Source organism: Streptomyces sp. NPDC050759 (assembly GCF_044456945.1).
Lineage (GTDB): Bacteria > Actinomycetota > Actinomycetes > Streptomycetales > Streptomycetaceae > Streptomyces.
Genome location: NZ_JBITGI010000019.1, coordinates 103,680 through 123,003, shown reverse-complemented (window position 1 = coordinate 123,003; position 19,324 = coordinate 103,680). Strand labels below are relative to the sequence as shown.

The 19,324-nt window shown below is 68.7% G+C and carries 8 protein-coding genes and 1 tRNA gene; 7 read left to right on the top strand and 2 right to left on the bottom strand.

Annotated elements, in window-relative coordinates; translation table 11 throughout:
- Positions 1–45: 45 nt before the first annotated feature.
- From ACIBJB_RS39590 to ACIBJB_RS39565, 6 genes are all read left to right on the top strand, one after another.
- Positions 46–1,251, top strand: coding sequence for a DNA polymerase III subunit delta' (locus tag ACIBJB_RS39590; protein ID WP_398938415.1), 1,206 nt, complete (start codon positions 46–48; stop codon positions 1,249–1,251).
- Positions 1,252–1,322: 71 nt separating this feature from the next.
- Positions 1,323–2,897, top strand: coding sequence for an alpha/beta hydrolase (locus ACIBJB_RS39585; RefSeq protein ID WP_398938413.1), 1,575 nt, complete (start codon positions 1,323–1,325; stop codon positions 2,895–2,897).
- A gap of 107 nt (positions 2,898–3,004) precedes the next feature.
- Positions 3,005–3,078: transfer RNA gene (locus tag ACIBJB_RS39580), tRNA-Thr, on the top strand.
- Positions 3,079–3,834: 756 nt separating this feature from the next.
- Complete coding sequence (locus ACIBJB_RS39575) at positions 3,835–8,073, top strand: LamG-like jellyroll fold domain-containing protein (RefSeq protein ID WP_398938411.1); 4,239 nt, start codon at positions 3,835–3,837, stop codon at positions 8,071–8,073.
- A 136-nt stretch (positions 8,074–8,209) separates the two neighbouring features.
- Positions 8,210–14,647 carry an RHS repeat-associated core domain-containing protein gene (locus ACIBJB_RS39570; RefSeq protein WP_398938408.1) on the top strand — a complete coding sequence of 2,146 codons (6,438 nt, stop codon included), beginning with the start codon at positions 8,210–8,212 and terminating at the stop codon, positions 14,645–14,647.
- Positions 14,648–14,751: 104 nt separating this feature from the next.
- Entirely contained in the window at positions 14,752–15,177 is a 426-nt protein-coding gene (locus tag ACIBJB_RS39565; protein WP_398938405.1) for a hypothetical protein, read from the top strand.
- Between the two features lie 563 nt (positions 15,178–15,740).
- Here the strand turns inward: ACIBJB_RS39565 and ACIBJB_RS39560 are convergent.
- Positions 15,741–16,526, bottom strand: a complete 786-nt coding sequence (locus ACIBJB_RS39560) for an ABC transporter ATP-binding protein (RefSeq protein ID WP_398938403.1) — start codon at positions 16,524–16,526, stop codon at positions 15,741–15,743.
- A 20-nt stretch (positions 16,527–16,546) separates the two neighbouring features.
- Entirely contained in the window at positions 16,547–18,346 is a 1,800-nt protein-coding gene (leuA, locus tag ACIBJB_RS39555; protein ID WP_398938400.1) for a 2-isopropylmalate synthase, read from the bottom strand.
- A gap of 193 nt (positions 18,347–18,539) precedes the next feature.
- Here leuA and ACIBJB_RS39550 point away from each other — a divergent pair, with 193 nt between their 5' ends.
- Complete coding sequence (locus tag ACIBJB_RS39550; protein WP_398938398.1) at positions 18,540–19,229, top strand: FadR/GntR family transcriptional regulator; 690 nt, start codon at positions 18,540–18,542, stop codon at positions 19,227–19,229.
- Positions 19,230–19,324: the final 95 nt, after the last annotated feature.

Here is a 19,324-nt window from a genome sequence, read left to right as displayed (position 1 = left end):
AATGGATCCCGTAGCGCGGAACATGACGAAAGGGTGGCGTGACCCATGACCGTATGGGACGACCTGGTCGGCCAGGAAAGGGTGAGCGAGCAGCTCGCGGCCGCCGCTCGGGACGCCGACGCCCAGGTCACCGCCGCCACCACCGGCACCCGGCCCCCCGAGGCGTCGAAGATGACGCATGCCTGGCTGTTCACGGGACCGCCCGGAGCGGGCCGGAACCAGACGGCGAGGGCCTTCGCGGCCGCGCTGCAGTGCGTCAGTCCGGACCGCGCTCTCGGAGGAATCCCCGGCTGCGGATTCTGCGACGGATGTCATACGGCACTCATCGGCACCCACGCCGACGTCACCTCTGTGGCCGCCGTCGGCACCCAGATCCTCGCCGACGACATGCGGGACACCGTCCGGAAGTCGTTCACCTCGCCGGCGACCGGCCGCTGGCAGATCATCCTGGTCGAGGACGCCGAGCGGCTGAACGAGAAGTCGGCCAACGCGGTCCTCAAGGCCGTGGAGGAGCCCGCCCCCCGTACCGTCTGGCTGCTGTGCGCGCCGTCCATCGAGGACGTCCTGCCGACGATCCGCTCCCGCTGCCGCCACCTGAACCTCAGCACCCCCTCCGTGGAAGCCGTCGCCGACATGCTCGTGCGCCGGGAGGGCGTCGAGCCCGCCGTTGCGATGGCCGCCGCCCGTGCCACCCAGGGCCACGTCGACCGGGCCCGCCGCCTCGCCACCGACCCGGCCGCTCGCGAGCGCCGCGCCGCCGTGCTGAAGCTGCCCCTGCGCGTCGAGGACGTCGGCGGCTGCCTCAGGGCGGCGCAGGAACTCGTCGACGCGGCGGCCGACGACGCCAAGCAGCTCGCCGAGGAGATGGACGGCAAGGAGACCGAGGAGCTGAAGGCGGCGATGGGCGCCTCCCAGGGCGGCCGGATGCCCCGCGGCACGGCGGGCGTGATGAAGGACCTGGAGGACCGACAGAAGCGCCGCCGCACCCGCACCCAGCGCGACAGCCTCGACCTGGCCCTGACCGACCTCACCGCCTTCTACCGCGATGTCCTCGCCCTCCAGCTCGGCTCACGGGTGGCGATCGCCAACGCGGACGCCGAGGACGCCCTGGAGCGGCTCGCCCGCGGCAGCTCCCCGGAGACCACGCTCCGCCGTATAGAGGCGATCGGCGCCTGCCGTGAGGCTCTCGACCGCAATGTGGCCCCGCTGCTCGCGGTGGAGGCGATGACAATGGCGCTCAGAGCGGGTTGACCACGTCACTCGTACGAGGCTTTGTTTACACGGATTGTCATCAGTAAACTGCACAGAGTTACTCTCGCCTGATGTACACCAGGCGCAGCTCCCGCTTCCTCCGCACCGGCGGCACTCTTCTGGCTGCCGCGCTGCTCACCTCCGCCTGCTCCGCGGGTGCTTCGACGAATGCGGCCACCTCGGCCGCCGACGTGGCGCTGGCCGCACTGCCACGCTCGACACCGGCCGCCCTCACGCCGTACTACGGACAGAAGGCGCGCTGGCACAGCTGCGAGGTCCCCGGTTTCGAGTGCGCCACGCTGAAGGTGCCGCTCGACTACGACAGGACGGCCGGCGGGGACGTCCGGCTCGCCGTCGCCCGCAAGAAGGCCACCGGGCCGGGCAAGCGCCTCGGGTCACTGTTCGTGAACCCGGGCGGACCGGGCGCCTCGGCGATCGGCTACCTCCAGGCGTACGCCGGGATCGGCTACCCCGCCGCGGTGCGGGCCCGCTACGACATGGTCGCGGTGGATCCGCGCGGGGTCGCCCGCAGTGAACCCGTCAAGTGCCTCGACGGGCGGGACATGGACACGTACGCCCAGACGGACATCACCCCCGACGACGCGCGCGAGACCACCGAACTCGTCGATGCCTACAAGAAGTTCGCGGAAGGGTGCGGCGGGCACTCGGCGAAGCTGCTGCGGCACGTGTCGACGGTCGAGTCGGCCCGGGACATGGACATCGTGCGGGCGGCACTCGGCGACCCGAAGCTGAACTACGTGGGGGCGTCGTACGGGACGTTCCTCGGGGCGACCTACGCGGGACTGTTCCCCGGCCGCTCGGGGCGGCTGGTGCTGGACGGCGCGATGGACCCCTCGCTGTCCGCGCGCCGGCTGAACCTCGACCAGACGGCGGGCTTCGAGACGGCGTTCCAGTCGTTCGCGAAGGACTGTGTGCAGCAGCCGGACTGCCCGCTCGGCACGAAGACCACGACGACCGCGCAGGCCGGCCAGAACCTCAGGACCTTCTTCGCCGAGCTGGACGCGCACCCGGTCCCCACCGGTGATGCGGACCGCCGCAACCTCGGCGAGGCCCTCGCCACGACCGGCGTGATCGCGGCGATGTACGACGAGAGCTCCTGGGCCCAGCTGCGGGAGGCGCTCGGCTCGGCCATGAAGGAGAACGACGGAGCCGGGCTGCTGGTCCTCGCCGACAGCTACTACGCGCGGGGCGCCGATGGCCGCTACGGCAACCTGATGTCCGCCAACGCGGCCGTGAACTGCCTCGACCTCCCTCCCGCCTACGACAGTCCGGAGGCGGTCGAGAAGGCCGTCCCGACCTTCGAGAAGGCGTCCCCCGTCTTCGGCGAGGGCCTCGCCTGGGCCTCCCTCAACTGCGCGTACTGGCCGGTCGGGCCCACGGGTGAGCCGCACCGCATCAAGGCGGAGGGCGCCGCCCCGATCGTCGTGGTCGGCACCACCCGCGACCCGGCCACCCCCTACCGCTGGGCCCGCGCCCTGGCCGCCCAGCTCTCCTCGGCCCGCCTGCTCACCTACGACGGCGACGGCCACACCGCCTACGGCCGCGGCAGCACCTGCATCGACTCCGCGATCGACGCGTATCTGCTCCGCGGCACCCCTCCGGTGGACGGGAAACGCTGCTCCTAGCCCTGGTCGCAGGACCGTCCGGGGGGCCCCGGGGGCTGGTGCGGAGCACCCCCGGAAACTGTGTAGACTTACCGACGTTGCTGACCGCACCATGGTGCGGACGGCGTGCCGCCTTAGCTCAGATGGCCAGAGCAACGCACTCGTAATGCGTAGGTCTCGGGTTCGAATCCCGAAGGCGGCTCTATGGTGAACCCCAGGTCGGGCCTTTGACCTGGGGTTTTTATTTCAGATGACCTTGGAACCTCGACAAATCAGGCACTGTCCGCCCGTGCATCGTAATGCGTAGGTCTCGGGTTCCAATCCCGAAGCGGCTCCGAGAAACTCCAGGACTCACTCGCCGGGACCTGTGGTTTTCCTTTTCTGCCGATATTCAGGGGCCTCCGGTGGCCGAGCGGTGGCCATTCGTGCAGCGGGCGTGCTGCGGTGGTGGCCGGGCTGCGTGTGGAGCGGTCCGAGATGCTGTCGGGTTCCTGTAAAGCGCCCGACGAGAGTAGTGCTCACCCAGTTGTGTGCCGTCACTGGTTGTCATGGTGATCTGGGCGTAGATGACAGGGACCTTCAGGTCGTCGAGCCGGGTCGGGCGGGAGCCGTCCGGCAGGACGGCGAGCGCGCCCGAGCGGCGGTGAAGGGGCTATCCCGAACCCGCCGGATCGGTGGAGATGGCGGCCGATCCGGTCGGGCCGCCCTTTCGCTGAGCCTCCACGGATTTTGCCAAACTATGTTCAGTATCACATCCAGCAAGAGTATTTTGCCTGATATGCCGCATTGATTTCAATGGATCTTCACCTAGTTCTTACTTAGCCTCCTTCTTGACCATCTTTCTCAGTGTTTTCTCACTGAATCCTTGTTGGAAGTGTGAATGCGGGGGCGCGTGCTGACGCGAAGACATGGCCGGACACTGACCTTGGCGCTGACGCTGGTAACGGCAGTGGGGGTGATGCCGGCGACAGCAGCTGTCGTCGGCACCCCAACGGCTCCGTTACGGGCGGCCTCGGCGGCCGGGCAAGGAAACGACCCAGGGGCGGCGACGACCACGGAAGATGCTCTGGCCGAGGCGAAACGGTCCGGCAAGAGCGTCGAGGTTGTATCGCTCCGGGCGGAGAGCAGCGACGTCTATGCGACGTCCGACGGGAACCTGGAGGCGCGTGAGTATCTGCGCCCCGTGCGGGCCCGAGTCGGGGGCGAGTGGAAGCCGGTCGACACCGACCTGGCGAAGACCTCGGAGGGGACGGTGGCCCCGGGCGCGACCACCATCGGGCTGGAGTTCTCCGCGGGTGGGGACGCGCCCCTGGTGCGGATGGAGAAGGCAGGGCGTGAACTGGCCTTGTCCTGGCCGGGCAAGCTGCCCGCTCCAGTCCTCGTCGGCGCCACGGCGACCTACCGGGATGTGCTTCCGGACGTTGACCTGCGGATGGAAGCCCAGGAGGACGGCTTCACCCAACTGCTCGTCGTCAAGTCCGCCGAGGCTGCGGCGAGCGAGGAGCTGACTCGGTTGCGGCTGAAGCTCTCCGCCGACGGCCTGGACGTCCGTGAGACGTCCGAGGGCGGCCTGGAAGCGGTCGACGAGGGCGCCGGGAGCGCGGTGTTCGAAGCGCCCACGCCCGTGATGTGGGACTCCAGTACGACTGTGGGGTCCAAGGAGACCGCAGCACCGAAGCAGCCGGCGTCGGCGAAGTCGCTGTCGGCCGCGGCGACCGAGGACGGCCAGGTGGAGACCTCGAGCGCCGGTCCGCGGGCCGCCGTCTCCGGCGACGAGCCCGCGGCCGGGGAGTCCGCGAAACTGGCCCCGGTCGGGGTGGACATTCCCTCAGACGGCAAGGAGGTGGTCCTGACCCCGGACACGAACGTGCTGAAGGGCAAGGACACCGTCTACCCGGTGTTCATCGACCCGCAGTGGTACTCCCCGCGTGCCTCCGCGTGGACGATGGCGTCGAAGTACTGGGCGTCGTCGCCGCAGTGGAAGTTCAACGGCGAGAGCAACGCCGGCCTGGGCTACTGCAACTGGTCCTACTGCCAGCCGAACGACACGAAGCGGCTCTTCTACCGCATCCCGGTGTCCAAGTTCGCGGGCAAGACCATCCTCCAAGCCGAATTCGTCGTACGGAACGAGTGGTCGGCGTCGTGCGGTGCACGCAGCGTGGAGCTGTGGCGGACGAAGGACATCTCCTCGTCGACGACCTGGGACTCGCAGAACGAGAGGGGCTTCTGGATCGATCATCTGAAGACAGAGTCCTTCGCCTACGGATACACCGGCTGCGCCGCGAAGGACGCGGAGTTCGACGTGAAGTCGGCGGTGCAGTCGGCGGCCACGGCCAAGTCGGCGACGATGACGTTCGGCATGCAGGCCGCCAGCGAAACCGATGCCTATGGGTGGAAGCGGTTCTCCGACAAGGCGTATCTGCGGGTGAAGTACAACCGGCCGCCGTCGCAGATCAGGATGTCGCAGCTCACCATGGAGTACGGCGGCACCTGCAAGAGGCCGGCCGACGCACCGCGCGTGCGCACCCTCGGCAAGATCTACGCCAACGGCGTCACCGACCCGGACGGCGACACCGTCGCCGTGCAGGTCGAGGCGGCCTGGGACACTGGTGACGGCAAGGGCGTGGTCGCCCGCTGGAAGCCCGCCCGGACCGGCTACAAGAAGTCCGGCTCCGGCTTCTCGCTTACCCTGCCCTCCTCCCTGCCGGAGAACAAGCAGATCAGCTGGTACGCGCGCAGCTACGACGGGGCGCAGTACTCGCCGTGGTCCAGCACGGGCGATCCGACGGGCTGTTACTTCAGCTACGACACGAAGGTGCCGAAGGCCCCTGCGGTCACGTCCGTCGAGTATCCGGCCTCGGACCCGGAAAACCCGGACGACCCGTGGTTCGACGGGGTCGGCAGATACGGCTCGTTCGAGCTCAAGGCCGCCGACACCGACGTGACGAAGTACTGGTTCGGCATCAACGGCGACCCCACCTCGAAGAACACGATCACCACCTCCGCGGGCGCGGCGAAGGTCGCGAAGATGCTGCCGGCCAAGCCCGGCCTCAACTTCGTCACCGCCCGGGCGTTTGACGCCGCGGGCAACGGTTCCGAGATCCGCACCTACCAGTTCCGGGTCAAGTCGGGGCAGCTGGAGCGTGCCCGGTGGTCGATGGACGAGGCGGCGGGGGCCACTCAGGCGGCGGGTGGCGCGCCCGAGGAGCCCGCGACCCTGCACGGCGGAGCGACGCCGGGCGTGGAGGGCAGGTTCGGCAAGGCGGTGCGGTTCGACGGCGTCGACGACTACGCCAGCACCGACCTGGCCACCGTCAACACCGACGTCAGTTTCTCGGTGTCGGCATGGGTGAAGCTGTCGGCGATGCCGTCGGAGGCGGCGATCGTGGCCTCCCAGCGCGGCAACAATCAGCCGGGCTTCGAGCTGTACTACTCCAAGGGGTACGACCGCTGGGTGTTCAACCAGTACAGCTCCGACACCGCGTCCGGCACCCCCGTGCGGGCCATGCAGGCCGCCGCGGGCGGGGTCAGGGTCGACGAGTGGACCCATCTGGCCGGCGTCTACTCCGCAGGCGAGAAGGCGCTGAAACTGTATGTCAACGGGACGCTGGCCGGGACCACGGCTTACACCACACCGTGGAACGGCCGACGCGGCATGCTCATCGGTGCCAGCACCCCGGGCGGCACGCCCGCGGCGTTCTTCCCCGGGGCCATCGACGAGGTGAAGACCTTCGAGAAGTCCCTGTCGGCGGCTGAGGTGTCGAGCCTCCACACATCGAACACGAGCGGCGGCCGTCCGGCCCGGATGGTTTTCCACCTGGACGACCCCGCCGACGCGACCGAGCTGAGCGCGCGAGCCGACGTGAGCCCCGCGATCCTCAAGGGCGGCGCCACGACGGGCGCGGCCGGTGTGGACGGCAACGCGCTGACCCTGGACGGGACCGACGACTACGCCACCACGGGTGGCCCGCACATCAACACCTCGTACAGCTACGCCGTCTCGGCCTGGGTGAAGCTGCCGAAGACCAAACCGACGCACGCCGCGAGCGTCGCGTCGCAGATCGGCGCCACGGTGACGGGGCCGGAGTTGTACTACTCCAGTTCCTACGACCGCTGGGTGTTCAACCAGCACAGCGCCGACACCGGCGACTCCACGGTGGTGCGGGCCATGCAGCCCGAGGGCACCACCGCGTACGGCGGTGAGTGGACGCATCTGGTCGGCGTGCAGGACACCGTGGCCGACACGCTCTCGCTGTACGTCAACGGGACCCTGGCCGGCACCACTGCCACGACCTCGACCTGGTACGCCGGGGGCGCGGTACAGATCGGCGCCAGCGCGTTCGAAGGCGTGCCCACCTCGTTCTTCCCCGGCCAGATCGACGACGTACGCCTCTTCGACCGGCCGGTGTCCGCCGACGAGGTGCAGCAGCTGTTCAAGCAGCGCGCGCTGCTCAACGCCCGCTGGAAGCTGGACGGCGTCAGCGGCATCGCCTCGCCGGACGACGCGGGCCGGGCGGCCGCCCTGTCCCTGCAGGGCGGCGCGAAGATCGGGGCCGGGTTCATGGAGGGCGGCCTGGAGCTGGACGGCAAGGCCGGCTATGCCACCGTCCCGGCGGTGCCCGTCGACACGAGCGCCAGCTTCACCGTCACCGCCTGGGCCCAGGCCGCCTCGATCCCCACGCAGAACGCGTCGGTGGTCAGCGCGGAGGGAACCAGCCAGAGTCCTTTCGCGGTGCGCTACGTCCCGGACCCGACGGATCCGGAGGGCCTGGGCAGCTGGGAGATCGCGCTGCCGAACAAGGATGCCGCGGACGGCACGACGGCACGCCTGGCCAACACCGAGTTCAGCGGCGTGACCGCCTGGAACCACCTGGCCCTGGTCTACGACGGCTTCGCCAAGCAGGCCCGCCTGTACGTCAACGGCATCCTCCAAGAGGCCCCGTGCGAGGACGCTGACGGTACGGCGGACGACGCCTCCTGCGAGGACCTGATCGCCTGGGGCGAGAACGTGCTCACCACCAAGGCAGGCAAGTCGCTCCAGGTCGGGCGGACGAAGGTCGGTACGACAGGTGCCGAGTACTTCCCCGGCGTGATCGACGACGTCTGGTTCTTCCAGGGAGCGCTCGACGACAGCCAGGTGGGCGAACTAGCCGGTTCCTGGTTCGACGTGCCCACCCAGGTTCCGGCCGGCAGCTGACGCCCGCCACGGGCGGTGCGCCGGGACGACCCGCCCGCACCGCCCGTTCTCCCCAGCTCACTCTGCCCTTTCAACAGCGGCGCCGCCGTCCCGCCGTACGCGGGACCGGCGCCACGCAGCGATGGACGGCATACGCATGAGACGCAAACCCCCACGTTTCTCTCCCACAGCCCTGCACCGGCCGGTGTCCCTGGTCGTGTCGACCCTGATGCTCGGCGGACTGATCCAGGCCGCCGCCTCTCCCGCCGTGGCCGCCGGCGGCCACCCCCTGCCCGGTGTACCCAAGGCCGACAAGACGGTCTCCGGTACGAACGGTCTCAAGGCCAAGCCTCGTACCCTCACCAAGACCCCCAAGACGCCGGGCAAGTCGCCGAAGGGCGCCTGGCCCAAGGTCGGCACCGCCACGGTGGAGCTGCCCGAACGCGCCACGAAGGTTCCCACCGCGGAGCGGGCCGGTGCGCTGCCTCTGGCGATCGCCCCGGTGAAGAAGGCGCAGGAAGCCGCTCAGGGGACGGTCGAGGCCGGCGTGCGAGGCCGTGACCAGGCCCAACGCGCCGGGATCGACGGCCTGTTGTTCACCCTGGAGGCCAAGGACCGCCCCAACGGCGTCACCGGGGCCGACACTGTGTCGACCGCCGCCGGCAAGGTCGCCGTCACCGTCGACTACGCGGACTTCGCGGAGGCTTACGGCGGCGGTTACGCTTCCCGCCTGCACCTCGTGCAGCTGCCCGCCTGTGCCCTCACGACCCCCGCCAAGGAGGCGTGCCGCAAGGCCGCCCCGGTCGCCGCCCGCAACGACACCGCCGGGCAGACCCTCACCGCGAACGCGGTGAGCCTGCGCTCGGGCGGGCTGACCGTCCTGGCGGCCGCCGCCGAGACCGGTGGCGAGAAGGGCGATTTCAAGGCCACCTCCCTCTCCCCGTCGGCGACCTGGACCACCAACCTCAACACTGGTGACTTCACCTGGTCGTACGACATGCCGGTGCCCGACGTGCCCGGCGACCTCACCCCCGAGGTGGGCCTGGACTACTCCTCGGGCTCGATCGACGGCCGCACCGGGGGCACCAACAACCAGGGCTCCTGGGTGGGCGACGGCTTCGACCTGTCGCCCGGCTTCATCGAGCGCCGCTACAAGCCCTGCGCCGAGGACGGCGAGAAGCACGCCGACGGCAACAAGCCGGGCGACCTGTGCTGGTCCTACGACAACGCGTACATCTCCTTCAACGGCAAGGGCGGCGAGCTCGTCCCGGCCGGCAAGGACGAGTTCAGGCTCAAGCAGGACGACGGCACCCGCATCGTCCGGCTGGCCGACACCGCCCGCGGCAACGGGGACGACGACGGCGAGTACTGGCGGCTGACCACCCCCGACGGCACCGCCTACTACTTCGGCTACCACCGTCTGCCCGGCTGGACGAGCGGCAAGGAGACCACCGACTCCACCTGGACCGTGCCGGTCTACGGGAACAACACAGGCGAGCCGTGCCATGCCTCCGACTTCGCCGCGTCCTGGTGCCAGCAGGCCTGGCGGTGGAACCTCGACTACGTCGTGGACACCCACGGCAACGCAATGGGCTACCACTATGTCAAGGAGACCAACTCCTACGGCCGCAACCTCAAGGCCGACGACGACACCCCGTACACCCGCGGCGGCTACCTCGAGCGCATCGACTACGGTCTGCGCTCCTCCCGGATGTTCGCGGACAAGCCGTCGGCCCAGGTCGTCTTCGACAATGCCGAGCGGTGCCTGCCGCAGGACGGCGTCACCTGCGCCGCGGACACCATCGACACCAAGTCGTCCTACTGGTACGACACGCCGTGGGACCTCAACTGCAAGGCCGACGCCAAGTGCGACAACGGCCGCCTTTCGCCCTCCTTCTGGACGCGCAAGCGGCTGACCGGGGTCACCACCCAGCTCCTGAAGTCCGACGGCACCTACGGCAAGGTCGACTCCTGGGCGCTCGGACACCGCTGGGGGATGGCCGACACCGACTATCAGCTGCTCCTCGACAGCGTGCAGCACACCGGCCACACCGGTTCCACGCCGATCACCCTGCCGAAGACCACCTTCGCCTACACCCAGCTCGCCAACCGGCTCGACAGGATTGGCGACGGCTACGCCCCCTTCATCAAGGCGCGGCTGTCCACCGTGGCCGACGAGTCCGGCGGCCAGATCGACGCCAACTACTCGGCGCCCGCCTGTGACGGGGACGCCCTGCCGACCCCGCAGAACAACACCACTCGCTGCTTCCCGCAGTACATCGGCGGCGACAGCACCGACGCCCCCGACCTCGAGTGGTTCAACAAGTACGTCGTCAGCTCCGTCGTCGCGACCGACCGCACCGGCGGCGCCCCGGACCAGGTGACCGCTTACGAGTACCTCGACGGCGCCGCCTGGCACTTCGACGACGACGATGGCCTCACCAAGGAGAAGTACAAGACCTGGTCCCAGTGGCGCGGCTACGGCCACGTCCGGGTCAAGAACGGCGGCCAGGGTGGCGCCGCCGCCATGAAGTCGCAGGAGGATCACTACTTCCTTCGTGGCATGGACGGCGACCGCAAGGACACAACGGGCGGTGCCAAGTCCGTGGCCGTCTCCCTCGACTCCGGTGAGGGCGACCCGATCGTCGACCACGCGTCGGCTGCGGGCCTCGAGTACAAGACCGTCACCTTCGACCGGCCTGACGGCAAGGTGATCGGCAAGACCGTCAACCGCCCCTGGCACCACGAGACGGCCAGGAAGACCCGCGACTGGGGCACCGTCACCGCCGACTTCACCGGCGTCTCCGACAGCCAGGCGTGGACCTCCCTGGACGACGGCGCCGACGCCAAGTGGCGCACCACCTCCAGCTCCGTCACCCACGACACCGTCGCCGGCCGGGTCACCCAGGTCGACGACCGCGGCGACACCGCCACGGCGACCGACAACCAGTGCACCCGCACCACGTACGCCACCAACACCGACCGGAACATCCTGATCCTGCCGTCCCGGGTGGAGACCGTCGCCAACGCCTGTGACGCTGCGGTCGACCGGAGCAAGGACGTCATCGACGACATCCGCACCGCCTACGACGGCGGCGCCTATGGCGCGGTGCCGACCAAGGGGGACGCGACGGCCACCGCACCCCTGAAAAGCCACAACGGCACCAAGGCGGCCTATGTGGAGGCCGGCGCCACCTACGACGACTACGGACGCGAGCTGGCGGTCACCGACCTGACGGCCGACGTCACCGTCACCGGCGACGCCGCCCCCGTGCGCACCGTGCGCACCGACGGCCGTACCACCACGACGGCCTTCGTCCCGACCACCGGACTGCCTACCCAGACCAAGACCACCACGCCGCCGGCGAACCCGGCCGATCCCACCACGGCCCAAACCGTTGTCAAGGACCTCGACCCGCTGCGCGGACTGCTCCTGAAGCAGACCGACACCAACGGCAACGTCACCAACTACGCCTACGACGCGCTCGGCCGCTCCACCAAGGTCTGGCTCGCCGACCGTGCCACCAGCGGCGTGCCGACGTACGAGTACGCCTACACGGTCACCGAGGGCAAGCCGGTCACAGTCGCCACCAAGCTGCTCAACAACGAGGGCGGCCAGATCACGTCGTACAAGCTCTACGACGGCTTCCTGCGGGAGCGCCAGTCGCAGGCCCCGGGCCCGGACGGCGGGCGGATCATCTCCGACCTCTTCTACGACGAACGAGGCCTGATCGCCAAGACGTTCGCCCCGTACTACACCACCGGCAGCCCCGTCACCGAGCTGTTCAAGCCCGCCGACGCGCTGTCCGTGGAGACCCAGACCCGCACCGCCTACGACGGTCTGGGGCGCGCGATCGAGGAGAAGCAGATCGCCGGGAACGGCGACGGCGGCACCGTTCTGAACGCCACCAAGACGATCTACGCCGGTGACCGCACCACGGTGATCCCGCCGGTCGGCGACACCACCGTCACCACCCTCACCAACGCCCGCGGCAACGTCACCGAACTGCGCCAGCACCACGACCGGGCACCCGAGTCGGCCTACGACACGACCACCTACGACCACACTCCGTCGGGCGAACTGCTGAAAGTCACCGACCCGGCCGGCAACAGCTGGAGCCACACCTACGACCAGCGCGGCAACCAGCTCTCCATCACCGACCCCGACAAGGGGCGCACCGACACCAAGTACGACGACCGCAACCAGGTGATCTCGAGCACCGACGCCGGCGGCACCAGCCTCTTCAACAGCTACGACGGCCTGGGCCGCAAGACCGAGCTGCGCGAGGGCTCCGCCACGGGCAGGCTGCGGGTCAAGTGGACCTACGACACCGTTGCCGGAGCCAAGGGCCAGCTCGCCGGCTCCACGCGTTATGTCGGGGACGCCGCGTACACGACCTCGGTCACCGCGTACGACAAGCTGTACCGGGCCACCAAGACGGCGACCGTGATCCCGGCGGACGAGGGCGCGCTGGCCGGCACCTACCAGTCCGGCACCGCCTACAAGCCCTCCGGCCTGGTCGCCTCGCTCAGCTACTCCGCAGCCGGCTCCCTGCCGGGCGGCTCGGTCAGCTACACCTACGAGGACCAGACCCTGCGGCCGATCTCGGTGTTCGGCCAGGGCATGACCTCCTCGGCCACCTACAGCCAGACCGGCAAACCGCTGGTGTACGGCTTCGGCTTGACCAGCGGCGGCAAGAAGACGCAGGTCACCAACACCTACGAGTACGGCACCCAGCGCCTGGCGACCTCCCGCGTCGACCGTGAGGAACAGCCCGGAGTCGACCAGTACGTCACCTTCCGCTACGACCAGGCTGGCAACGTCCTCTCCCTGAACGACGTTTCTCGCACCGGCAGCGACAACCAGTGCTTCACCTACGACTACCTGCGCCGACTGACCGAGGCGTGGACGCAGGGCGACCAGACCTGTGCTGCTGCCCCATCCGGCGCCAAGCTCGGCGGCCCGGCCCCGTACTGGCAGTCGTACACCTATGACAAGGCCGGCAACCGGCTGACCGACACCCAGCACCACACCGCAGGCGACACCGCCAAGGACGTCAAGCGCACGTACGAGTACCCGGCCCCCGGTACGCCCAAGGCCCACACGCTGACCTCGGTGACCACCCAGGGGCCGGCCGGGACGAGCAGGACGGACTACAAGTACGACCTGACCGGCAACACCACCGACCGTGGCAAGCAGCACCTGGACTGGGACGCCGAGGGACTCCTCGCCAAGGTCACCGAGCCCGTCGAGGGCAAGCCGGACAACGTCACCGAGTACCTGTACGACGCCAATGGCAATCGGCTGATCTCCCGCACCGGTGCCCGCACCACCCTGCACCTCGGCCACACGGACGTCACCCTGGACAAGGGCGCGGCCAAGGCCAAGGCGACGCGCTACATCGACCTCGGCAGCGGCCACCAGGCTGTCCGTGCCGACGACGGCACCTTCACCTTCACCCTCGCCGACCACCACGGCACCGGCCTGCTGGCCGTCGCCGCGGCGGACCTGGCCCTCACCCAGCGCAGGGTCCTCCCGTTCGGCGGTGCCCGAGGCACGGCTCCGGCCGCCTGGCCGAGCACGAGAGGCTTCGTCGGCGGCATCGACGACGCCAAGGACACCGGGCTCACCCACCTGGGCGCCCGTGAGTACGACCCGCAGACCGGCCGGTTCCTCTCCGTCGACCCGGTGATGAACCTGTCCGACCCGCAGCAGATGAACGGGTACACCTACGGCAACAACAACCCGCTGGTGTACGCCGACCCGGACGGCAAGTTCTTCGGCTTCCTCAGCCTCGTCAAGGCGCTGCAGAAGGCCGTCGCCAAGCTTTTCAACAGAGTTCCCAACAAAAACCCGGGATTCATGCAGCGGCGGGTGGGAGCTCCGTCGGTGAGCAACGGAAAGCTGCGCGGGGCGCTTCAACAGATCTACCCCAAGGCACGTGCGAAAGAAGTCTTCGGCAACGGAAAGATGTCGACGGCGATCATCCACGAGTTCAACACCGGTAAGAGCCTTGAGGGCAAGACACAACTGCACGTTCAAAAGGGTTGGGAGACGATGCAGTCCCTCTCGGACGTCCTGGACAACGACCGTAAGGCAAGGGAGACGGGGAAGAACACCAAGAAGTGGCTCCTGTCGGACAAGGATCTGGCGGTCGCCAAGGCCGAGGCCCGGGAGCTGTGGGACGCGCTGAACTCGCGCGACGTCACGGGCAACATCAAGAAGAGGATGGACGCCGACGCGAGCATGAAATCCGCCATCAAGACGAACTTCGACGCTGTAATGAAGACGCCCGCCGTCAAGGACCTCACGGGTCAGGACTTCACGCCGCCCACGAAATTCAAGGGGCCCGCCCCCGTCGGCCAGCCCACCCGCCTGCGCGGCTTCTCCCGCACCCTGGGCGTCGCCGGTGGCGTCCTGTACGCGGCCCAGGCTCCCTCCTACGCCCATGAGTACGGCGTGGGCGGAGGCGCCTGGGAGATGTTCAAGGACATCATCGACCCGGTCGGAGCCCATGACGCCATAGTCGACCCATTCGTCGACCAGGGCGGAGGATCATCGGTCTGCGACCCGTCGAGCGGCAACTGTGCCTGACCGTTCGCCGAGCTGACCATGGGGGCCTGTTGCGCACTGCGTGTGGCAGGCCCCCCATGCCTGTACGGCACGCCATAACCACCAGACACCGAACCGGGAAAGACATGAGTGAAATCCCCGTCCGTGACGTCCCCGCCCTCCTGCTGCACACGGTGCCTGAATCGGCGCGGTTCATTGCCGAGAAGTACGGTCTGCCGGCGGAGCAGGCAGTACTGACTGAGGACGCAATCGTGGGCCTGTACAGACTACTGGCCGAGTGCTTCACGGAACCGGTGCTGATGTCCCAGTTGCAGAGCTCAGCCCCCGACACGGAACTCCTCCAGCGATGCTGGGGCTTCGTGGAGTCGATTGTGGACCATTCCTCGGAACACGTGGGAGGCGCTGTCTACTTCGAGGTACTCGAACAGCTCCTGAACCCTGGGACACTGATCGAGGACTCCTGGCCGTACATGAAGGAGCGGACGCGCGCACGGACCGTCAGGATGCTGGATTCCTACGGCGTCTACCTGCCCGGCATCAACCGACGGTAGGACTCGCAGCCGCACGATGACCAGGGCCGTGTCGTCGGTATGCCGCGGGCGGCTCCCTCCGTCAGAACGGACCCGAGGGACGCTCTGGGGAACAGCCAACCGGCGAGGTCTGCACCGGCCACGCTGGAAGGAGCCATCTCTGGAGCGACCCGAGGGAGACCTGGCACGCGTACGAAGGGATTGTGAGAGGCCGACAATCTCAGTGACCCTGCTTCCTGTCACCAGTGGTGGCCTTGCCGGTGGCCAGCCGGTGGCCGGACGCTTTTGGACGGTGCGGCATCGGGTGGCACGGGTCAACCTGCTGCACATGCTGTGATCAGGCGGAACGTCACTCAGCAGCACGACCAGGCACTACACAACCCGATCACTCATGGTCTCGTAATGCGTAGGTCTCGGGTTCGAATCCCGAAGGCGGCTCCATGGTGAACCCAGGTCGGGCCTTTGACCTGGGGTTTCTTGTTTGGTGCGTTTCTGAGTGGCCCCGGACGCCGCCCGACAGCGCGCCACCTTCCCCTTGGTCGCGGTGGTGCACGCCGGTGGGCGCGTACCACCGCGACGACACCTCAGCCGGCTTGTGCTCCAACCGGACGGTTGGCCCTCACGCTCCAGCGTCCGTCGACGCGGGTGAGGCGGATGGGGTGGTCGAAGCACTTGCTGATCTGGTCGCTGGTCAGGACCTCGTCGGCGGGGCCCGAGGCCAGACAGCGCCCGTCACGCAGCAGCATCACGTGGGTCGTCCCTGGAGGGAGCTCCTCCAGGTGGTGGGTGACCAGGACTGACGCGAGATCTGTGTAGGTGTGCTGCAGTGTGTCGATCCGTTCGATGAGCTGTTCGCGGCCTGCGACGTCCAGACCGGTCGCGGGTTCGTCGAGCAGCAGGAGTTTCGGACTGGGCATGAGGGCCCGGGCGATGAGTGCACGGCCCCGTTCCCCCTGGGACAGGGTCGGCCACCGCGCCCCGTGGCGATCGCTGAGGCCGAGCAGTTCGATGAGACGGTCCGCCCTCGCGAACTGTTCGGGTGTCGGGTTCCAGCGCGGAACACGCTCGATGGTGTTGGTCAGCCCGGTCAGGACGACGTCCTGGACCTTGAGGGGGGAGCGCAGATCGTGCCGTGGGTTGACGTGGCCGACGTAGGAGCGCAGTTGGCGCATGTCGACCCGTCCCAGCTGGTGGCCCAGCACCTCGACAGTGCCGCGGGTGGGGTGCGCGAGCGCGCCGAGAAGACTGAGCAGGGTGCTCTTGCCCGCCCCGTTGGCGCCGAGCAACGCCCAGTGCTCGCCGGCTCGTACGGTCAGTGACACGTCGCGCAGAATCCGATCGCCGTCGCGGACGACGTCCACGTCTTCCACGCGGAGTACCGGGTTTGCGTTCACGAGGAGGCCCGTCCGGAACGGTTGACGGCAGCCATGACGGAGTGGACCGATGCGGTCAGGACCGAGGTGTCCCAGCCCGCACCCCAGCAAGTGACGTCGTCCACGCGGCACTCGGCGTAAGCGATTGCGGGACTGCCTGGTCCTGTGGCGGTGGCGTGCTCGGTGTAGCTGAGGATGTCGACGGTGATGCCGACGGTACGGAGGGCATCGGCGAGGGCGGACAGCGGTCCGTTGCCGGTGCCCCGGCAGGAGTGTTCCTGCCCGTCGGCGTGCAGCGTGCAGGTGAACCGGTGCTCGCCGGGTACGGGCTCAGTGGTGTTCCAGGCGGCCAGGGTGACCGGGCCGTCCAGGGCAGGGGTGACGTAGGTGGTTCGGAAGAGTTCCCACAGTTCCTTGGGCGAGAGCTCCGAGCCGGTGGCGTCGGTGAGGTGCTGCACCGCTTGGGAGAAGTCCGGGCGCATCGCCCGGGGCAGATCCAGGCCGTGGTGGGTGTGGAGGAGGTGCGCGATGCCTCCCTTGCCGGACTGGGAGTTGATGCGGATGACTTCCTCGTACGTGCGGCCGATGTCGCCCGGGTCGATGGGCAGATACGGCACCGCCCACGGGGCCTCTTCGGCGGGGACGCCCTGCTCGGCGGCGTGCTGGGCGTGGTGGGCCATGCCCTTGGCGATGGCGTCCTGGTGGGTGCCGGAGAAGGCCGTGTGCACGAGGTCGCCGCCGTAGGGGTGGCGCGGGTGGACGGGCAGCCGGTTGCAGTGCTCCACCACCTCGCGCACCGCGTCGATGTCGGAGAAGTCGATCATCGGGTTTACGCCCTGCGCGTACAGGTTCAGGGCCAGGGTCACCAGGTCGACGTTCCCGGTGCGCTCGCCGTTGCCGAACAGACAGCCCTCCACGCGCTGCGCCCCTGCCAGGACGGCGAGTTCGGCACAGGCGACGCCGGTGCCGCGGTCGTTGTGCGGATGGACCGACAGGATCACGGACTCACGGCGCGCCAAGTGGCGGTCCATGTACTCGATCTGATCCGCGTACACATTGGGGGTGGCGATCTCCACCGTCGCCGGCAGGTTGTGGACCACCGGCCGGTCCGGGCTCGCCTCCCACAGCTCGGTCAGGCTGTTGCACACCTCCAGGACGAAGTCCGGCTCCGTGAGGTTGAAGACCTCCGGCGAGAACTCGAACCGGATGTCGGCACGTGGCCGTTCTTCGGCACAACGCAGCAGGTAGGTCGCGGCGTCCCGGATGAGTTCGTGAACTTCGGCGCGGGAGCGGCCCAGGACGACGTCCCGCCATGTGGGCGCGGTCGCGGTGTAGAGGTGCACGAGGGTGCGGGGGAGCCCTTCGACGGAGGCAATGGTCCGGTCGATCAGGTCCCGTCGGGCCGCGGTGAAAACGGAGACGGTCACGTCGTCGGGAACGGCGCCGCTGCTGGCCAGGTGCCGTACGAAGTCGAAATCGGTCTGGCTGGCGGAGGGGTAACCTACCTCGATCTCCTTGAAACCCATGGTGACCAGGAGGTCGAACATCCGGCGCTTGCGCTCGGTGTCCATCGGCTCGGCCAGCGCCTGGTTGCCGTCGCGCAGGTCGACCGGCACCCACAGCGGGGCCTGCTCGATCCGGCGCGAGGGCCAGGTCCGGTCGGTCAGTGGCAGGGCGACTCGCTGGTGTGCGGGCTGGTAGCGGTGATGCGGCATCGCGCTCGGACGCTGGGGGTTCCAACGCGGGGCATCCACCGGGACATCACCGGAGGGGGTGCGCAGGGTGGGGAACATCGTGTTCTGGAAGGAGGAAGCCATCGTGCGGAACTTCTTTCAGTCGGCCATCCGAATGACCGGCGCAGCCCGGCACCCCGCTGCGGGGTGCCGGTCATGTCAGGCCCCGCAGCGGCAGCCGAGGAGAAGGAGCTCGTGCAGCAGCATGGGGGTACGGTAACGACAACTCAGCTCCTCAGACAACCTGAGAGGTGTGGTGTAGGAAGGTGAACCGCACATGCCACTAGGTGCCTTGCGGCCGTCCCCCTTGGTCGAGCAGGCCACTGAACACCTGCGCGAGCAGATCACCGGCGGTGAGTGGGCCGTGGGAGCGAAGCTCCCCGGCGAGACCGCCCTCGCCAAGACCCTCGGCGTGGGGCGCTCTACCGTCCGTGAGGCCCTCCGCGCACTGGCCGGCGCCGGGCTGGTGCAGGCGCGCCAGGGATCCGGAGTCTTCGTCATCGCGACCAAGCCCAAGGAGGACTGGTCCACCCGGCTCCGCCAGGCGGTCATCACCGATGTCTACGAAGTCCGGATGCTCGTCGAGGTGGAAGCAGCGCGGTTGGCCGCGCAGCGCCGAACCGAAGAGGACATCGTCGCCCTCCATGAGGCCCTGGCCGGGCGCCGTGCCGCCGCGAACGCCGGCAACGCCGAGTTCGTCGAGGCCGACATCGCCCTGCACGAGGCCGTGGTCGCCTCGGCACACAACCCGGTGCTCACCGGCTTGTTCACCGAGTTCGTACCCGTGCTGCAACGACGGCTGCTGGATCTGGTCGAACTGCTCGGCCTCCGCTCCGACAATCCGAACCATGGCGACGAGGGACACGCCGTACTGGTGAACGCCGTTGTGCAGGGAGACGCCGAGGCCGCCGGACGCGCGCTGAGGGACGAGCTCGAGCAGACACTCGCACAGCTCCACTCCCTCTGACCCGCGTCGTTCTTTCGGAGAAAGTCGGAGAAAGTCGGAGAAGGGCGGTAGCCATGCTCGATGCCGAACCGGGTCACAGCCTGGGGACGGCGGTG